Source organism: Helicobacter baculiformis (genome assembly GCF_900197685.1).
In the GTDB taxonomy this organism is placed as follows: domain Bacteria; phylum Campylobacterota; class Campylobacteria; order Campylobacterales; family Helicobacteraceae; genus Helicobacter; species Helicobacter baculiformis.
Genome location: NZ_FZMF01000052.1, coordinates 1 through 17,804 on the forward strand (window position 1 = coordinate 1; position 17,804 = coordinate 17,804).

Consider the following 17,804-nt stretch of genomic DNA (forward strand, 5'->3'; position numbering starts at 1 on the left):
AACAGCGTGGAGAGCAAGCCGACGGCTTGCTAGGTTAATTCTTGCTTGCAACAGACTTTAAGTCTTGCAACCCATAAAAGCATCTTACTTTTAATGGGCTCATCTCAATTCCTGCCTTTCATCCATACTTGCTCTAAGTTTCTTTCTAAAAGAAAAGAGGCGCATGATGGGTTAAACAACAAAGTTACTAATTAAAAGCTCTTTGCCTGCAAGTGCTTTTTCTTGCTTGTAATTGTTCATGCCGTATTGCACACGATACTCCCGTATGTAAAAGTTTTTGTAAAGTCCTCTGATGAAGCAACTATCATCATAAGTCAATAAAAATTTGTGCTTGGTCTGTTTGAGGTGATCGCAAAGGTTTTGATGATCAAACCCCAAATGCAAATCTCCTTTTTTGCCATAGAGTCTCGATTTAGCGGCATTGTAGTATGGCGGATCCAAAAAGATAAAGACATGATGTCCATCTTTTTGTAGCAATTCTGCATAATCATTGGAGGTAAAAGCGAACTTCTTAATTGCCTCTTGAACATGATATAATCTCTGGATGGAAGTTTGTGTGAAACGCGTTTCATAAGCTTTTTGCGAATACCCACCACAATCTACAACTCCTGAGAAACAGATACGATTCAGGACAAAAAAATCTACTGCCCTTTGAAAATCGCTAAGACCTTCGCGCCTACGCTCTAATAAAATTTGGTAAAGTTCTCGCCCATTTGTATAATCTTGTTTGATTTGCTGGATCGCTCCAATAAGATCATGCCCTTGTGTTTTTAGAGTCTGCCAAAAGCAATACACATCATAATTTAAATCATTGGCATAAAACTGTGCTTCTTCTAGATGTGTTTGCGCCAAGTAAAGACCCACACTACCGCCACCAAAAAATGGCTCACGATATTCTTTAAAATCTTTCAAAAAATAAGTTTTTAAAAACTTAAGAGCCCTCGATTTACCACCGGGATAGCGCAAGGGTGATTTAAAATATCCCATGATTAATCCAAATTTCGAAATTATTGTTTTGCGATTCCATATTTAACGCCTTTAAAGTTGCTATCTGAGAAGATGAAAAACGATGGCGACCAATCAAAGTATGCAAATGCGCACTGGGAAGCATGAAGGTATCCTCTAAAATATCTGATGTCAATCTCAATGCGGTGCTGAAGCGATCAAATCCATGTATTTTTTCCAAATTAAGATAAAGCATCAATTTTAATAACCCGTCTTTAATGTCATCATCGTTAGGAAGAAGGCTATTTTTACTATGCTTGCTTTCGCATAGATATAAAATATTTTGATTCAAAATTGCATCATCAATTGTTAAAAAATATTGTCCGCCCAAATAATTTTCAACAATAATCTTAGATTTGCAACCTATTCCAATACGCTCTTTGGGCTGGGTGGTGAGACTTTCTCTCACCTGTGCTTTCTGCGCCTTTTGTCTTGAAAACCGCATGAAGGATGTTCTACTCTGTGAGATTTTTTGCGCAAACTTTTCAATATTTTCAAAGGGGTGCATCTGAACACCCAAGCGATGCGAGATACCTTCATAAGAAATTTTGATAGAATGTAAAAGGCATAGTAAATTTTCATTCTTCAACTGATCAAGATTCCAATGCAATGCCGTCTGGTGATAGCTTGCTATTTTAACAAGCTGTTCTATGACATGAGCATGATTGAGTTTTTGATGGGTGATTTTATGCGACGATCTAGACGCTAGATCCGCCTGATCATAAAAACTCAAAATGACATAGACATTCAATAGACTCATTAAAGAAATTGTGTCCCATTGTAAATAGTCCATATCCCCCCCAATCCCCTCATCCTTAATTAATGGAATGATAGTTACAACTTTATTTGCTGAAACATCAAAGGTATCATACACCCTTGCATAGGGGTACGAGCGCGTTCGCTTTGGACTCACCCACTTACTGAGGGCTAGGGTTTTATTTGCGATATTCACCAAGCATCGACTTGGCAGAGTATTCACATTGTCAATCTCAAAGTATGCTAGGTTTTTATGCCAACATTTTTTGTAAGTAAAATTTCTAATTTGTGCATGCAACTCCACACAAAGCTCCTTTTACAACTTTAAAGCAAGTCCTAAACTTGCCTAAAAATTATAAATATAGTGGGTATAAAAAACTAGACTTCTTTGGAAAGTTAGTCCATTCACTTGCTTATTAATAATGTCCTTAAAATAGTAATTGTGCAATATGGGGATTTTAATACCCATTTCCCAGCCGTGCCGCTTGCTAGCGTTGATTCTAAGTCCCCATTGCAAAGGAATTTGAAAATAACTGAAATTGGTTTCAGTATTAGGGTAGACCAACAAACTTTTAAACATGCTTGCCTTGTTAGTGCTCCATGAACTCCCTGCAAAACCTATCCCTATAAAGAAACCCGCTTGGATTTTAACGCGATCTAAAAAATCAAAAAGATAATCCGTCCCTACCCCATAAACATTGCTATTAAGTTGCAAACCATTAAAGGTAGGGCTACTATAGCCATAATTGTAAAAGGCATAGGCACGCACTCCATTACGCCGCTCACCCCTGCCAAAGAAATATTTGTAACCCGCGCGCAACGCCACACCATACATGTTGCTCTGCCCTGCATGAATATCTAAGTCGCTAGGCACGCCATAAGCTCCTGTAATAGTCGTCTTGACTAAACTATATTGGAATCCCGCGCTGATAAAGACTCCATTTCTTTCTGCGCCTAGCCCGCCTGCCAAAATGCTTAATCCGGCCATTAAGCTCAATGCCTTCAAGCCCACAACTCCTTAAAAATCAAAACTGCCTTGCTGCCCTTTACTCATACTCATGTAAACACTCTGCACATAAGTTTGGCGCTCCTTACACTCCAAAACAAGGCTACATTTTAAGCATGAGCCCACCCCCTTGCGTTCTTGACAAGCACGCACCTTTTGCTGGTGTGTCTCTAAATTTTTCACAAAGTCTTCTTCCATACCTACCCCTTAAGCGCTTGCATTTCAGTTTTAGAACCCAAAAAACAAGAACTTTTATCATGCAGACCTTCTAATCCGCTGTCTAAAAGGCGTTGTGCACGCCCATCAAGAGCTATCCCCCCTGCACTTTCCACCACAAAGGCTAAAGGATAGACTTCAAAAAGTTTGCGTAATTTACCCTTAGGTGCATCGCTAGTAGCTGGATAACAAAAGATTCCACCTTGTTTGTGTAAGAGATGATGGACATCAGCCACCATGCTTCCGCTGTAGCGTAAGCGATAACCTTGTGTAAAAAAATGATCTAAAAACGCTCGATACTCAGGATTAAAGTACTGCCAGCTTCCTCCGGGTGCGATATTTTTACCCTTATCTTGCAAACGCAAATCTCCTTTATTCACCCATATCCCTTGGGATTCACAGTAAAGATAATGCACAACACGTGCACGTGTCGCTACAACCAATTCTAGTTTAGCCCCATAGAGGATATAGGCTGCCATTTCTAAATTTTTAGCGATATATGCTTCTTTAAAACCCTCGGAAGTGCCTGCATAAATGCCAAAGATACTGCCCACTAAAAAATTAGCCCCTACAACACTTGAACCATCTAAGGGGTCAAAGGCAACTAACCACCCCTGCCCACCCTTTTTATAGTGTGCTTCCGCCTGCTCTTCACTCATCACACCTACTACATCTTCAAGTTCCACAAAATGCTCAAAAATCAAACGATCTACTTTGATATCAAGGTCAAGTTGTTGATCGGCGGTGGGGTTAAGATTCTCTGTGTAACGCGCATCACTCTGTTTAATTGTTTGATAAACTTGAGTGCCGATACTTTGTAGTGCTGTTAAAAATGTGTGTTCTGTGGTGGTATCCATGAATAACCTTTGTGTGGATTTGTGCGTCCATAATAGCATGAGCTTTGCTTGTGTAATACCTAGATAATCACCCCTGTATACACTCCCATAAAGTGGTGCTAGAAGTGTCCATCAGGGCAATCCCCTGTTTAAGTAAATCTTCTCGAATGCGATCGGCAAGCGCAAAATCCTTAGTCTGTTTAGCCTGTGCACGTAACGCAATTTGGTTTTCAATGTAGGCTTTAAAAGTAGCGTTGACACCGAGTTGAAAATAAGAAGTAGGATTCTTATCTCCTAATCCTAAAAGGGCGTTTGTATAAGCAAGATCTTGCAAAATTGTATGCGATAGGGTTTGTTTAGCTTTCTTAGAAGCGCGATTCAAGGCATCATTGCACTCGTGCACGTGTTCTTCCAAAATACGCAAAGCCTTAGAGATATTCAGATCGTCTTGGAGTGCTTGCAAGAAGGCTTCTTGAAATGCTTGGGTAGGACTAGCCTCTTTAGGATCTGCACACTCTAATGCCCGTTGTTTGAGGCGGTAAAGTTTATCTAGGCGCTTTTTGCTCACTAATAAATCTTCCTCATTAAAGTTTAAGGTGGCGCGGTAATGCACGCCTAATAAATAGTTACGCAAAATCTCGCCATCGTAAACCTTTAAGGCATCTTTGATATAAAAGCTGTTACCTAAACTTTTACTCATTTTCTGCCCCGAGATATTGACAAAACCATTATGAATCCAATACTTGGCGAGCTCTTGATCAAAAGCACAACGAGTTTGAGAAGCCTCATTTTCATGGTGGGGAAAAAGTAAGTCGCAACCGCCTGCATGGATATCGATTTGATAGGGCTGATCTTGATAAGCTAAAGTCTGAAAAATCATACTCGAACATTCAATATGCCATCCCGGTCTGCCTTCACCAAAAGGACTTGCATAGCCCACATCTTCAGCGCCCTTATAACTCTTCCATAGAGCAAAATCTTGTGGGTGGCGTTTATAGGGATTGTCTTCCAAACGACTCATGTCCGCTTCACTATGTGTGTGTGCACTTAAAGATCCATAGGCATGATCGGTATGGGTGTCCAAATAGATATCATGATTTTCCGTGCGGTAAGCATGCCCATTCTCTAAAAGGCGTTCAATCATGGCTATAATTGCATCCAAACACGCGCTAGCCTTAGGTTCAAGGTGAGGGCGTTGCACTCCAAGAGCGTCCATGTCGGTTAAATAACTCTCTATAAAGTGCGTGCTCAAAGTGTTAATATCCGTGCCTTCTTTGAGAGCTTTAGCGATGATTTTATCGTCAATATCAGTAAAATTACGCCCCATTAACACGCTGTAGCCACTTTGTTCCAAAACACGCCACCAAAGATCAAAGGCAATCGCGCTTCTAGCATGCCCTAAATGAGCATGATCATAGACCGTAGGTCCACAAACATAGATTTTAATTTGGTTACCTTGAATAGGTTCTAAACGCATCTTCTGCTTATGTTGGCTACTATAGATATAGACGGGTTGCATCAGTGCCCTTAATTGAAATAATGGAGTGCTTCAAACACTTTTAAACACCACAGGAAAAGGCTTAACAGCAGCAACTCTAAAGCGAGCAAGCCCACGAGCCATATTCCTTGTTCGAGCGAAATCATGCCCAAAAAGCGCTTAAATCCAAAAGCCCTAATATTTAAAAAGCAGAGCATGTATCCAGTTAGGCTACTGGCTAAAGCCAACCCACTTGCCTGCCAGTAGTGCATGCACACCAAAGAGGATAGTAATCCAAAAATCAAAGATAATAATGCGATTTTGGCAGCTTTGAGCTGTTGTCCCTGCGCATAAAGCCAAAGGGCAAAAATTTTAGAAAGTCCAAATGGCAGAAGCCCTACAAGATACATCCTAAAAACCGCTGCACACTGCAAAGTGTCTTGGGCACTAAAGCGCCCATGCTCAAAAAGTAAGGCAATAATGGGTTCACTTAAAAGCACACCTCCCAAACTAGAAGCCAAGAGCGTAAGGGTAAGAAAAGCAAACGCGCCTTGCATGTGCTTGAGGGCTTGCATGCTATTGTGGTTTTTAAGGGCTTTAGCAATAGTGGGGAACAATGCCACAGAGATGGCAATAGCAAAAAGAGCGAGGGGCAACTGAAAGACACGATTGGCATAATAAAGGTAAGAAATGCTCCCCGCGCCCAAGAAAGAGGCCAACAAAGTGTCCATGAAGGCAGAAAGTTGGCTAGCTGAATTGCCTAAAACACTGGGGAAGAACTGCTTAAAAAAGCTTTTAAGCTCGATTCTTAAGCCATGCTGAACGGGAACTTTAGTCCGTTTAAAACCATGTTTAAAACCTAAGTAAAAAAGCTTGAAAAAGCCTAAGACATAGAGGGGGTAGAAATGTGCGAGCACCTGCCCTATCCCACCCCATAACACTCCGTAACTTAAATAATACACCACCTCCAAAGAAGCCTTGTCTTTGCCTAAGAGTAACCCGCAGATCATGCCCATATTGAGTAAAATTGTATGATAAGCACTCACAAAAAAACTATTTTTATATTGCAAAAGCGCACTAAAAAAGGTGCTCAAAAAAACCAAAAGAAGATACCAAAAATTTAACGCCACGACATCTTGAGCAAGTGCGATCGTACGCGCGTCAAAGCCATAGGCGAGCAACTTAGTAAAAAAGGGCGCATTGCAATGCACGATTAAACCTAAAATGATAAGCAAAGTGCTAAAAATCCCCAATACACTTAAACTAAAGCTAGCCTTGTGGTGGCTACGGATAAAAGCGGGCATAAAGCTTTGAGCAAACGCTCCCTCTGCAAAAATGCGCCTAAAGAGGTTGGGAAATTTGAAAGCTACAAAGAAAATGTCGCTATAGACTCCGCTCCCTAAAATAGATGCACTCAGCAAATCACGCACAAACCCCGCGATTCTAGAACACAGAATCCCTGAACTATTGGTTAAAAAAAACTTTTTGAGCAAAAAAACCCCCGTCTAAAGTGGTGCATTTTAGCCTAAGAAATATTAATTCATATTGTGTTTTTAGCTGATGTGCACTATGATATACACAGATGAGAGAAGGAGTGTGTTTTGGCAAGCGAGTTTTACTCTAAGGTTGTGAGTGATTGCGGGGACATTCAGTCAGAATTAGAAAAAGTAGCCCAAGCTCATGATCTAGATATAGAGGATCTGTGGTTCGATCTGCTCAAGGTACGTACGCTTGTGCGCACGGACCCTAAAGATGTTTTCAAGCTTCTCACAGAAGGGGAGGCTAAAAAAATTGATGATGATGTATTTTTCAATGATAAACAAGTGGAGATAATCCAGCGCTACGATATTTGCATTAAAAAAAAATTATTTGAGTACTTTTACAAGTTAGAGATTTCAGAAGATAATAGCGAGATGTATGCTGTCTTTGAAAGTCCTTTCATGATTGTAGAGGATGAAAGGTTATTTCAGGAAGTGTGCAGAGCCATAGAAACCCAAATGGCTCTTAGGAAAATCTTATTCCGTCATATGGACACCCAGCACACTATTTTAAAGAAGGAGTTGCGTCGCCATACCAAGATGGAGCAAGAGGCTGCTAGAATTCTACTCAAGCGTGCATCTTATCGCTCTAGTAAATCAGGGCAAGTGCATTTCACTCTTAAAAAAGTTTGGGAGGAGAAAAATAAGCAACAAGCGCCTGCAAATGCGATCTATGGCGCTGGGGTGGGAGATGCCGTGCTCGAATATGTCAAACCTATTGCAGGGGTAAGCGGGCGCAATCTTATGGGAGAATTTATCCAGGTTAAAGAGGAAAAACCTGCTTCGGTTACTTTGGAATATAATCCTGAAGCGTTTGATATCAAAGAAGCCCCCGAGAAGATTGTTTATTTTTCCAAGATTGCACAATACATTGCGTTAGTAGGGCATACTCTCAAGAGTTCTACCAAGAGCAGTTATACGGAAATGAAAAGCACTAATACACCGATGTTTTTAGGAGGGATTCAAAATGGCATGGTCCTTTCCATTAATGCCAAAAACGAAATTGATAATGCCATTGAAAGTAATCTACAGATTGAAGCGCAAGAGATCCATGTTAAAGGGAATGTAGGTAAACATGTTAAACTTGTGGCCAAAAAGGTGATTGTAGAGGGGCAGCTACATAATGAGAGTAAAGTGGAAGCGGATGAAATCTTTGTAAGTAATAATATGGGTGTTTGCACGGGTAGCAAAGTCTTCTGCAAATACGCTGATAGGGGTACTATCGTCGCCCAAACTTGCGAAATCGATGCAAGCAGTGGGGCACAAATTTTTGCACGAGAAATCCATCTAAAGCAACTTAAATCTAATAATACCGTGCATTTTTCTAACCAATGTATGCTAGAGCACATCGACGGAAGTGAAAATCGTTTTTATTTTTCCGCTTTTGCCGATCTGGATACCAAGCGTATTTTTGAAGAAACTAAGGCGGAGATGGCGCGCTATAAAGAAAAAGCACAGGAGATCATGGCGCAATACCAACAGCTGAGCTTTTTTGTCCAAAAGAATCAATGCACTATTGATAAAATTAAAAATGCAGATATAGTGGCACGCAAGGCGCTTATGGAAGAGGAATCTATCCAGCGTATTTATCATGACTTCATGGATTGCTTGCACCGCATCAAAATTTTACGGCTTTATATCCTCAAAATTCAAGAGATTAACCGCAAATTTTTAGATCGCCTGACTTCCATCGAATCTAACATGTCCAGCGCACGCCTATCGAGGAAGGGCGCATGGAATGCGTTTAACACCATCGCTTGCGACCGCATGTATACGGGGCGCAGTAGTCAGGTTCTCCAAACTGAGAGTGGTGAGATGGTAGATTTCAAATTAGATGGTTCTGAATTGGTGAGAGTTAAATAATCCATGATTGTGGGTTTAGTTGGACATGCCCTCAGCGTGGAGCCGACTTTTATCGTTCTCCAAGTTGGGGGGGTGGTCTATGGTGTACATGTGGATCTGCACACAAGTACCTCTATACAAGAAGGGCAGGAGGTGCGCCTGCATACTACGCTTGTTGTCAAAGAGGATTCTCAAACCCTCTTTGGCTTTTTGGACCTTGAAGCGCGCGCGCTTTTTGAGCGTCTATTGAAAATTAGCGGTGTGGGAGCAAAGATTGCCCTAGCAATCCTCTCCGTTTATGGTCCGCAAGATTTTGCTACGCTCTTAGCTGAGCGTGATGTGAAAGCCTTGCAAAAAGTACCCGGTGTAGGGGGCAAGTTGGGGGCTAAAATTATCTTTGATTTAGAAGGCTATTTGTTTGGGCAAGTGCAGACTCCTCGCAATGAAGAAGCCGTGCGTGCTTTAGAAAGCTTAGGGTTTAAGAGCATAGAGGTGCTTAAAGTATGCGCATCTCTGCCCAAAGAACTCAGCACACAAGAGATCATCAAACAAGCGTTACAGCGATTGAGGTAGAGATGCAGCAAACATGGCATGTGCGCAGTTGGCGTAATTTTCCCATTTTACAGCAGCCAATTTACCCTGATTTAAGGGCTTTAGAGGCGGTGGAAGAAACCTTGAGAGGTTACCCACCTCTTGTTTTTGCTAAAGAGATCCGTACTCTTAAAGATGCTCTTAAAGAAGCTTCTAAGGGGCGTGCGTTCTTATTACAGGGGGGTGATTGCGCCGAGAGTTTTAAAAATTTTAGTGCTGATGGGATTAGAGACCTTTTTAAAGTGATCTTGCAGATGAGCGTGGTGCTTGCCTTTGGAGGGCGTTGTCCTGTAATTAAGGTGGGTAGAATTGCTGGGCAATTTGCCAAGCCTAGAAGTCAAGAAAGCGAGTATGTGGAGGGTGTGGAAGTACCCATTTATCGTGGGGATATGGTCAATAGCGTCGATATAAAAGCGCGCCAAGCAGACCCACAACGCTTATTGCAGGGTTATCACCAAAGCGCTGCCACGCTTAATCTACTGCGTGCCTTTGCCAAAGGAGGGTTAGCAGATTTGGCAGAAATCCACCGCTGGAACTTAGACTTTGTAAAAAATAATGACTTAGGACAGCAGTACGAAGCACTAGCCATGCAAATTACCCAAGCTTTGGACTTCATGCAAGCGTGTGGCGTTGCCGACCTTCCCGCACTCAAAGAGACTGACTTTTACACCAGTCATGAGGCGCTTTTGTTGAATTATGAAGAGGCGCTGGTGCGTCAAGATAGTTTGACCTCCAAGTGGTATAGTTGTTCAGCCCATATGCTTTGGATTGGAGAACGCACACGGGATTTAAAACAGGCACATGTGGAGTTTTTGCGAGGGGTAGGAAACCCCATTGGGGTCAAGATTGGACCCAATAGCACTTTAGAACAATTACTAGGGCTTTGTGAAGCGCTCAACCCTCAAAATGAGGCCGGACGCTTGAGTTTCATCGTACGCATGGGCGCACAATTACAGGAAAAATTTCCCTCCCTCTTGAAGGGAATCTTGGACGCTCAAAAAGAAATCGTATGGGTGTGTGATCCTATGCATGGCAACACCATCAAAACCAAGATGGGCATGAAGACGCGTTCATTCACACATATTCTACAGGAAGTCAAGGATTTCTTCGCCATTTCACATGCTTTAAAGAGTCATGTGGGGGGGATTCATTTAGAAATGACAGGGCAGAATGTAACCGAATGTATTGGTGGCTCGCAAGCAATTACAGAAGAGGTACTTGCTCATAATTATAATACCCAATGCGATCCAAGACTAAATGCTACCCAAGCGCTTGAGCTAGCTTTCTTACTTGCGGATATGCTCAAGACCAATAGCACAATGCGATGTTAAGGTTTTTATACCTCAAGCTTGAATCTAATACAGGGTGCTGTTGGTATTTTGCGCTATAATCCGTCGTGTTAAATCAATCATTGTAAAGGAATAAACATGCGCAGGACTGGCATGTATTGGTGTCTCTTGGTGGGTGCGGTGGCGATTTTTCTCAATGCTTGTGCAGAGAGTAAGGCGCAAGTTCTGGAAGATGAAAAAGACTACACGCCCTCAGAAAAGACCATTTGGCAACCTGAACAAAAATAGGGCACGCTTTAGGGCTTAGTGAGCTGATCTTGTTGGTCTTGAGCTTGCTTAGCGAGTGTGCAGTTTTTTTTAAAAGTTTCGGTCATGATTTCTGTTACGCCTGTTGCGCTAAAAGCTTTTTGACATTTTTTAAGCATTTTGGCTCTAGTTCTAGGATGTTTGAGATAGTAGTCGATGGAGTGGGGGAGACTCAAATGAAATTCCATAGGCGGTATGCGCGAGTCTTTATTTCCATAACACACATCACTACAATAATCGCTTTGGGCACAGAGTGCGCTAAAAGCTAAGACACAAATGCGTGTTGCTCTCATTCTAGCTCCAATCTTTTAAGTAATAAGGTGCGCACAAGTGCATAGAGGCAAACAATTTTCAGGCATTCCACGCCTAAAAAATGAAGGCTTTCTTGCATGTCTGCACTGAAAAAGCTGACATAATAATCAAAATGCCCATAGGTAGCCCATGGCAGAAATACGCGCGAGGGGATAAGTAAACACAAGTCTATTAAGATAAAAAAAACTAAACCTAGTAGACTCGCTGCGTATTTAGGCTTAAGGGCATGCAAAAGGCTTAAAACAAGGAGAAATTCGAGATAAAGCAAGGTAAAAACAAGCAAAGTTGTTAGGGCATACTTGCTAAGTCTAGCGCCATGTTGACCAAGATAGGAAGTTAAGGCATCTAAAAAATCGCGGAAGTTATCGCAAGAGAGCGCATAAGGGAGAATGAGAGCTAAACCTAAGCAGAACATACTGAAGGCAACCCAAAAGACATTGATAGCAATTTTAGCAAGCAAAATAGTATCTATGCTTAGAGGTAAACTCCATGTTAAATAAGCCTGTTTGCCAAAAAGTTTTTGTTGGGTAGAACGCAAGATGGCTAGCGCTATGAGCACCACTAAAGCAAGACTTCCAGAAAATAGGAACGCATTAGAAAATAGAAATAACCAAAAAAACTGATCATCTGTGGTGGGATTGTGGGTGGTAATAATCCAACACAATACCAGAAAAACATTTGCGCCTACGATGGGGGCGTAATTTTCTAAAAAATCATGCTTAAAGAGTTTAATCATTGCATGCGTTCCTTGTAGACACCTTCTAAAGAACCCAACGATGTGACATGTTCGCAGGCGCGAATTTTGCCAGCCTTAAGAAAAATGGCCAGATCGAGATAGGGTTGTACATCATGGATAAGGTGCGTGGACAATAAAACACTGGCGTGGTGGCATTGCTCCACAATCAACTCTAAAATCTCTTGACGCGCAAGCGGATCAACTCCGCCCAAAGGTTCATCTAAAATAAAAAGTTGCGCCTTTCTTGCCAAAATCAAGGAAAGTTGCAATTTCTCTTGCATGCCCTTGGAAAGACGCTTGAAAGATTTGCTAAGAGGTACTTCAAAACGCTCTAAAAGTTCTAAAGCTTGAGGGGGTTCAAAGTCATCGAAAAAATCTTGATAAAAGCGTAACATTTGACGGGCAGTAGCGTTAGGAGGGATATAACTCTGCTCACTTAAATAAGCAGTATTTTTTTTGGTTTCCACCCCTATAGGTTGCCCATGGATACTCACACTACCTTTGTAATGTACGCATGCGCCCGCTAGAATCTTGAGCAGGGTGCTTTTACCTGCACCATTAGGACCCAGCAAACCTACCATCTTGGAAGCAGGAATCTCTAGATTAAGTTGGTCTAGGGCTAGATGTCTGCCATAGGACTTGCTGAGGTTACAAATGCTGATCATTAGTAAGAAAACTTCGTAAAAAGCACAAAGGAGGAATTGCCAATACTATTCATTACTTTAGAAGAGTAGGAATACACATAACCAATCCCTGCATCTAAGATCATCTGCTTGTATTGCCATATTTTGTAATTAGTCATGAGTGAATACTCTTGATAGACACCATAGGCAAGCATGGCATCTACTCTGACTTTATTAGTAGACATGCCCCCAAAAATATAGCCCGTAATGGTATTATTGGCAAAATAGATTGCGGGCACACCTACCGAGTTGATCCCCCTGCCATAGAATTTGCTTTTATCATTGAAAGACCAAAAAAAACCTTTTTGACTCATGGAAGGCACAATATAAAACCCCGCTCCAAAGTTAAAGATTTTATACATGAAAGTTTGATCCACCCAAAACAGCCCACTTTGATCCTGCCCCTTGATCCCATCCGTATCGCCATATTGATAAATTCCATGCACGATGGTATAGGATTTAAAATGTTTGGGCATACTAGCTTCGTATTGCATTTTGATGCCTGCTTGGAATAAAGCCCCCCTTGCCCCTAGGGGGAGCTTGGTGTCTGTAAGGAAAAAGGGGGCAACATTGAACCCTTTGTTTTCATAGCCCATTCCCAGAGCCACCACCTCCCCTCCAACATACTTTTTCTTAGAAACAGGGTCATAGGACGCTAGAGCGTTGATCCCTGTTGCGATTCTTGGACCTTGTAGGTCATTGCCCTGATAGCCATTGTAGAGCATCGAATCCATAAAAATACCCCAAAAGCGCCAATCATTACGATGGATAAACAAACTACCGCCCTGAATATTGCCCTGAATCCAATCAAAATCTACAAAATTGGTATCAAAGCGTCCGATGGCAAATTTAAGCCGTTGGGTATCAAATTTGATATACGCGTCTGAAATATCGCCCATACTCAAATAAGGGCGCATGTTGTTTTCCACACTCCCTAAAACATTTCCAATACTCACAATGGGTTGGAATTTCTTATTGTGGCTATAAACATTCCACGCTCCGATCGCACCAATCCCAAAAGCCCAACCATTGTTGAGCGAAAAGTTTGTCCCCACACGTGCATCAAAACCTACATAACTATGCGCATTATGCTCCGTGCCTTGATTGTAGATGAGACCTAGATACCCAAAGGGATCCATAGTGATCTCAGTCCCTAACAAAGGTAAGGCGCACAATAGAACATGCGCAACAGCGCGTCGCAAGCACAACATAAGCACCCATTTTCTCGATAGATGCTCTATTATACCCAAAGACAAGCGGATCGACGCAGTTTTTAGGTCATCCATGTTACAATAAAATATTCTCACGCGTAGCATATTATCTTTGTATGAAGGAGAATAGTGGGTTTTAAGGAAAAGATTGCCCTGATGCTGTTAATGGTGCTCACAGTAGGCTTTATGGCATTCGGTGTATTTGTAGAACGTTTTGTGCACAAAATTGTTACTAAAAACTCTGAAGATCATCTACTTGAGATTGTCACAGTAAATATGAATTGGATCGACGCGTGGAATCAGGACACACTTAAGCTTTTTAATGCAGGCGCAGAAAATATCCGTAAGAAGTGGACCAATGATGTCGGCACTCTTTTAAAAGAACTCAAATATGTAACTAAAAATCTAGATGCCTTACATACCTTTGTGGGCTTAGAAGATGGAGCGATGTATTCTAGTTTAGGACCGCCTCCAAAAGGCTATGATCCTAGAGTGCGGTGGTGGTATAAGGCAGCGCGTACAGAACATAAAACTTCTGTCTCAGAGATTTATAAAGATGCCTATACGGGTAAGCTTGTCATTACCTATAGTACGCCTTTAGTTGTCAATGGAAAATTTATTGGCGCAATAGGGGCAGATATTCCCTTAGATTTTTTTGAGCTTCAAGCCAAGCGCATGAGTTATCGCGAAGGTGGAGGGCTAGATTTGATCGATGGCACTGGATTAATACTAGGTTCAAACAAACTTAAAATTGGCACTAATATCGCCGATCAAGATTCATTTCTTAAGGATGTTGCGCCAAAGATTTTGCGCACTAAAGAGGGTATCGCGCACAGCACAGCAGAACATAATAAGTATTTAATTGTTTACACCACCGTGCCCGACTCTCATTGGAAGGTGATCACGCGCATCCCTACCGAAGTTGCTTTTAAGAATGTCAGCAAGTTGCGCGTCGCCATGTTGGTGATCTCAGTATTAGCCCTCTTTGTTACTTTGAGTGTTACACTATCATGGATCTACTACCTAACGCGTCCTTTAGATCGTTTAAAACGCTTAAGTTTGGATTTAACAACGGGAGATAAAGACCTTACAAAACGCTTACCTCATGCAAGTAAAGGGCGGAGCGGGCGCGATGAAATTGCTGCAATCACACACAATATTAATAGTTTTATTGGAGAAATGCAGGTAGTGATGCGCCACTTTAAAGAAATTAGCCAACAGCGTAAGATGCTCTCATCTGCCTTAAATGAAAGTGTAACTAGCGTACATAACAATACCAATAAAGCGATTGCTGTCGTAGAGCAAGCTGTTAAGCATAGTCAGCACAACACAGAAAGAATTCTAGAACGCGTCAAAAACGCCGATTCCAATGGAAAGCAATTAAGTCAAACAGGTATGCAATTGGAGAAAGTGCATGGGCAGATGGAAGATTTAGGCAAGCGTGTAGAGTACAACGCTACACAGAGCATGGAATTTTCCCATAAGTTAGAAGCAACAGCTAAGAGCACTGATAGCATTCAAGAGGTTTTAATTATCATTGACGACATCGCCGCCCAAACCAATTTGCTCGCACTCAATGCCGCTATCGAAGCAGCGCGTGCGGGCGAGCACGGGCGGGGCTTTGCGGTGGTGGCTGATGAAGTGCGTAAATTAGCTGAAAAGACTCAAAATAGTTTGACAAATATTAACTCAACCATTAACGAAATGGTGCAGAATATCGATGATATTAACCATAGCTTGGGTGAGAATGCCCAAGAACTCATTCAAACTTCAAGACTCGCTACGAGTGTACAGAAGGTGATGCAACAAAGTGTGCAAGAGATCTCAGAGGTGATTGCCGATGTCCATGAAAATGCACAAAGTTTGCAAGAGGTGGTGCATGATAGTCAAAATATCAGTAAGGAGATCAAAGAGTTGAATACTTTGGCATATTTGGAACAGCAGGATGTGAATAGGGTGCGTGAGACGAGTATGTCCCTAGATGGTCTATATGGTGCTTTAGGTGTAGAGATTGAAAAATTTAAGGCGTAAAAAATGTTAAAGAAAGCATTCTTGGCTTTATTGTGGATGTTGCACCCTCTGTGTGCTTTGGATTATTTCCAGTCTTTAGATCAGGTGAAGCGGTGGTCCGATGACTTTGTGCGCCAACAGGGTTATAAAACTCTAGAAAGCGACAATTACAATCTTTACTCTAAGGCTACTGGGAAGAGTTTTAGTATCCGGAAACAAAACTACATGTTGCTCTATGTGATCAACACGACTAAGGAAAACACCCGCCCCCCCGTGGTGTGTACGGGCATTCTCTTTAAAGAGAAACTCTACAAGGGTTTTTGTTTGGGTGGTTTTGATAACTTGGACATGCAAAACACTAGGGATGCCTTGCTTCTCAAGCTTACCCAAACCGGGACGCACACGCCCACCTCCAACACCAGCGCGCAAACCCTCTTGGTTTTCAAAAACATAGAGGGCACTTTCTACTTGGTGCGCTATGCCAAGCAAACTTTGGATAACACGCTTTTCCCAGCAGGGGCTCCTAAGACTTTCTACGAACAAGAGAGCTCCGCCTACGCAATGGGCGATGTCAATGATAAGTTGTTAGAGAAATTACAAAATAAATCTAGCGGTCCTAGTGTGCGTTCCTCTAAAGAAGTTTGCTTTGGAGAAAATGTAAATTCTACCCCCTGCGCGCCTAAATATAAAACTAAAAAGCAGGACCTCCTTTCCTTCAATGTAGGCACGGATCGCTACAGCTTTAGCAAACGAACCACCTATCTAGATAGCCCCGACGATCCTAGTTCTGTCTGTGTGTTGACGCGCCACAATGGCAAATTGCTCAGCAGAACCCTTTGTATCCATCAAGGGCAGGTGGATCTAGCCTATAAATTCCCCTATCTGACCTTTGAGATGGGGCAGTACGATTCTTCCCAAGACAATATCTACACCAAGCTCTATGTAACTTTTAGGCTGGTGGACAGCACCTTTTACCTGCACCAATTCAGTCAACAATTTTTTAGAGTGGGTGATGACGGAGATAAAAAAGCTGTGCGCACGTTGATTTTTTACCGCCAAAGTAGGGATGATCCTAAAAAACGCCATCTGATGTCTTTGGACAGCTTGGAGCCGGGTTTTACTCAAAAATTACAAGCGCGGTGTTTCGACAATGGCTATTGCGTGTATTGAAAGAAATCTTTGGTGTTTCAAGGTTTTGGCAGAAAATTTAAATCGAAGTGAGCAGGTGCTAGCTCACTCCTCTACATTAGGAATAAAAAAGTTTAAATAACGCCAACCTTTTGCCTCTAACATCCCGATATTGTCATCCACGAAAGCGCTAGTGTTCTTGTCAATGGCATCAATAGCGCTGTTGTTGTCTACAAAGGTATCTGTATTTATTTGTGTGCATTTCTCTAGAGCTTGAAGTCTTTTAATAACACTCTGCCCCCTTTTTGCCAAAGCAAAGCATGTGCGCGCGCCAACGCTAAGCTTGCCCTCATTCATATCAAAGGGTAACTGCCCCAAAAAGATGATATGTACTGCATCATTTCTATCAAGAAGTCTTTTTACTTGCTGAACACCTTCTTCAGAAATACGCCCCTGTACAATGTAGTAAAAGTCTTTTTTAGAGTGTTTAGGCACTAGGTCAATTTTACTAGCCTCATGCATGAAAGTTTCTAAGGGCTTGTGATAAGATTGAATAAAGTTATATGTGGAGGCTTCGTTTTGGAATTTTTGAATGCGTTTTTTATCCGCTATACTGAGTCCGCGCATACGCCCGGGCTGAAAATATAGGTGTGCTTGTGCCATGCTTAACAACACACGCTTTTTATGGTTTAATTTATCTTGGAGCATGAGCACTTGGAAAGGAGCATGGCTTAGGGAAGTGGTCTTTAAGACAGCATAAGCATTTAAATCTTGTGCTTTAAGAGGAGTGCTCTTATAACTTGTGGATATATCCAAACTCTTTAAAAAATCTGCCACATTTAAAAGCCGTTCCTACAAACCT

At 41.9% G+C, this 17,804-nt stretch carries 18 protein-coding genes; 6 read left to right on the top strand and 12 right to left on the bottom strand.

The window, feature by feature from the left end:
* Positions 1-171: 171 nt before the first annotated feature.
* Genes C6G87_RS07145 through murJ form a run of 7 tightly spaced genes read right to left on the bottom strand, consistent with a single transcriptional unit; the run spans position 172 to position 6,789 of the window.
* Positions 172-987, bottom strand: a complete 816-nt coding sequence (locus C6G87_RS07145; protein WP_104752830.1) for a DNA adenine methylase — start codon at positions 985-987, stop codon at positions 172-174.
* Positions 974-2,065: a hypothetical protein gene (locus tag C6G87_RS07150; protein ID WP_104752831.1), complete on the bottom strand. Its 1,092-nt coding sequence runs from the start codon at positions 2,063-2,065 to the stop codon at positions 974-976. Before C6G87_RS07150 ends, C6G87_RS07145 begins: the two co-directional genes overlap by 14 nt.
* A gap of 42 nt (positions 2,066-2,107) precedes the next feature.
* The gene (locus tag C6G87_RS07155) at positions 2,108-2,767 is read right to left on the bottom strand and encodes an outer membrane protein (RefSeq protein WP_233709061.1); all 660 of its coding nucleotides are present in this window, start codon (positions 2,765-2,767) and stop codon (positions 2,108-2,110) included.
* Between the two features lie 12 nt (positions 2,768-2,779).
* Positions 2,780-2,965 (bottom strand): hypothetical protein, encoded by a 186-nt coding sequence (locus tag C6G87_RS07160; RefSeq protein ID WP_104752832.1) that lies wholly within the window; start codon positions 2,963-2,965, stop codon positions 2,780-2,782.
* A gap of 2 nt (positions 2,966-2,967) precedes the next feature.
* The gene (locus tag C6G87_RS07165; protein WP_233709062.1) at positions 2,968-3,879 is read right to left on the bottom strand and encodes a class 1 fructose-bisphosphatase; all 912 of its coding nucleotides are present in this window, start codon (positions 3,877-3,879) and stop codon (positions 2,968-2,970) included.
* 28 nt (positions 3,880-3,907) lie between these two features.
* Positions 3,908-5,338, bottom strand: coding sequence for a cysteine--tRNA ligase (cysS, locus tag C6G87_RS07170; protein ID WP_199767668.1), 1,431 nt, complete (start codon positions 5,336-5,338; stop codon positions 3,908-3,910).
* A gap of 8 nt (positions 5,339-5,346) precedes the next feature.
* Positions 5,347-6,789, bottom strand: coding sequence for a murein biosynthesis integral membrane protein MurJ (gene murJ, locus C6G87_RS07175; RefSeq protein WP_104752835.1), 1,443 nt, complete (start codon positions 6,787-6,789; stop codon positions 5,347-5,349).
* Between the two features lie 108 nt (positions 6,790-6,897).
* On the opposite strand from murJ, the gene C6G87_RS07180 reads away from it, so the two are divergent.
* From C6G87_RS07180 to C6G87_RS08525, 4 genes are all read left to right on the top strand, one after another.
* Positions 6,898-8,697: a DUF342 domain-containing protein gene (locus tag C6G87_RS07180; protein ID WP_104752836.1), complete on the top strand. Its 1,800-nt coding sequence runs from the start codon at positions 6,898-6,900 to the stop codon at positions 8,695-8,697.
* A 3-nt stretch (positions 8,698-8,700) separates the two neighbouring features.
* Positions 8,701-9,249, top strand: coding sequence for a Holliday junction branch migration protein RuvA (gene ruvA / locus C6G87_RS07185; protein ID WP_104752837.1), 549 nt, complete (start codon positions 8,701-8,703; stop codon positions 9,247-9,249).
* A gap of 2 nt (positions 9,250-9,251) precedes the next feature.
* Positions 9,252-10,598, top strand: a complete 1,347-nt coding sequence (locus tag C6G87_RS07190) for a class II 3-deoxy-7-phosphoheptulonate synthase (protein WP_199767669.1) — start codon at positions 9,252-9,254, stop codon at positions 10,596-10,598.
* 96 nt (positions 10,599-10,694) lie between these two features.
* Positions 10,695-10,844, top strand: a complete 150-nt coding sequence (locus C6G87_RS08525; protein ID WP_158653129.1) for a hypothetical protein — start codon at positions 10,695-10,697, stop codon at positions 10,842-10,844.
* An 8-nt stretch (positions 10,845-10,852) separates the two neighbouring features.
* Here the strand turns inward: C6G87_RS08525 and C6G87_RS07195 are convergent, their stop codons facing one another.
* From C6G87_RS07195 to C6G87_RS07210, 4 genes are read right to left on the bottom strand one after another with little or no spacing between them, the layout of a single operon-like run.
* The gene (locus C6G87_RS07195; protein WP_104752838.1) at positions 10,853-11,155 is read right to left on the bottom strand and encodes a hypothetical protein; all 303 of its coding nucleotides are present in this window, start codon (positions 11,153-11,155) and stop codon (positions 10,853-10,855) included.
* The gene (locus C6G87_RS07200; protein ID WP_104752839.1) at positions 11,152-11,910 is read right to left on the bottom strand and encodes a hypothetical protein; all 759 of its coding nucleotides are present in this window, start codon (positions 11,908-11,910) and stop codon (positions 11,152-11,154) included. Before C6G87_RS07200 ends, C6G87_RS07195 begins: the two co-directional genes overlap by 4 nt.
* A complete protein-coding gene (locus C6G87_RS07205) occupies positions 11,907-12,575 on the bottom strand; it encodes an ABC transporter ATP-binding protein (protein ID WP_104752840.1) in 669 nt (222 codons plus the stop codon). Before C6G87_RS07205 ends, C6G87_RS07200 begins: the two co-directional genes overlap by 4 nt.
* Entirely contained in the window at positions 12,575-13,804 is a 1,230-nt protein-coding gene (locus tag C6G87_RS07210) for a hypothetical protein (RefSeq protein ID WP_233709063.1), read from the bottom strand. The genes C6G87_RS07205 and C6G87_RS07210 overlap by 1 nt, the downstream gene beginning before the upstream one ends.
* A gap of 129 nt (positions 13,805-13,933) precedes the next feature.
* Here C6G87_RS07210 and C6G87_RS07215 point away from each other — a divergent pair, with 129 nt between their 5' ends.
* The gene (locus C6G87_RS07215) at positions 13,934-15,835 is read left to right on the top strand and encodes a methyl-accepting chemotaxis protein (RefSeq protein WP_104752841.1); all 1,902 of its coding nucleotides are present in this window, start codon (positions 13,934-13,936) and stop codon (positions 15,833-15,835) included.
* Between the two features lie 3 nt (positions 15,836-15,838).
* The gene (locus tag C6G87_RS07220; protein ID WP_104752842.1) at positions 15,839-16,984 is read left to right on the top strand and encodes a hypothetical protein; all 1,146 of its coding nucleotides are present in this window, start codon (positions 15,839-15,841) and stop codon (positions 16,982-16,984) included.
* Between the two features lie 63 nt (positions 16,985-17,047).
* Here C6G87_RS07220 and C6G87_RS07225 read toward each other — a convergent pair whose 3' ends face one another.
* Positions 17,048-17,779, bottom strand: a complete 732-nt coding sequence (locus tag C6G87_RS07225; protein WP_104752843.1) for a hypothetical protein — start codon at positions 17,777-17,779, stop codon at positions 17,048-17,050.
* Positions 17,780-17,804: the final 25 nt, after the last annotated feature.

Excerpts from the sequence above, each read along its gene's own strand:
- C6G87_RS07190 (WP_199767669.1), top strand. The coding sequence starts at position 9,252 with ATGCAGCAAACATGGCATGTGCGCAGTTGGCGTAATTTTCCCATTTTA.
- C6G87_RS07145 (WP_104752830.1), bottom strand. The coding sequence starts at position 987 with ATGGGATATTTTAAATCACCCTTGCGCTATCCCGGTGGTAAATCGAGG.
- C6G87_RS07195 (WP_104752838.1), bottom strand. The coding sequence starts at position 11,155 with ATGAGAGCAACACGCATTTGTGTCTTAGCTTTTAGCGCACTCTGTGCC.
- C6G87_RS07205 (WP_104752840.1), bottom strand. The coding sequence starts at position 12,575 with ATGATCAGCATTTGTAACCTCAGCAAGTCCTATGGCAGACATCTAGCC.
- C6G87_RS07160 (WP_104752832.1), bottom strand. The coding sequence starts at position 2,965 with ATGGAAGAAGACTTTGTGAAAAATTTAGAGACACACCAGCAAAAGGTG.
- cysS (WP_199767668.1), bottom strand. The coding sequence starts at position 5,338 with ATGCAACCCGTCTATATCTATAGTAGCCAACATAAGCAGAAGATGCGT.
- C6G87_RS07200 (WP_104752839.1), bottom strand. The coding sequence starts at position 11,910 with ATGATTAAACTCTTTAAGCATGATTTTTTAGAAAATTACGCCCCCATC.
- C6G87_RS08525 (WP_158653129.1), top strand. The coding sequence starts at position 10,695 with ATGCGCAGGACTGGCATGTATTGGTGTCTCTTGGTGGGTGCGGTGGCG.
- C6G87_RS07165 (WP_233709062.1), bottom strand. The coding sequence starts at position 3,879 with ATGCTATTATGGACGCACAAATCCACACAAAGGTTATTCATGGATACC.
- ruvA (WP_104752837.1), top strand. The coding sequence starts at position 8,701 with ATGATTGTGGGTTTAGTTGGACATGCCCTCAGCGTGGAGCCGACTTTT.
- C6G87_RS07210 (WP_233709063.1), bottom strand. The coding sequence starts at position 13,804 with ATGTTGTGCTTGCGACGCGCTGTTGCGCATGTTCTATTGTGCGCCTTA.
- C6G87_RS07220 (WP_104752842.1), top strand. The coding sequence starts at position 15,839 with ATGTTAAAGAAAGCATTCTTGGCTTTATTGTGGATGTTGCACCCTCTG.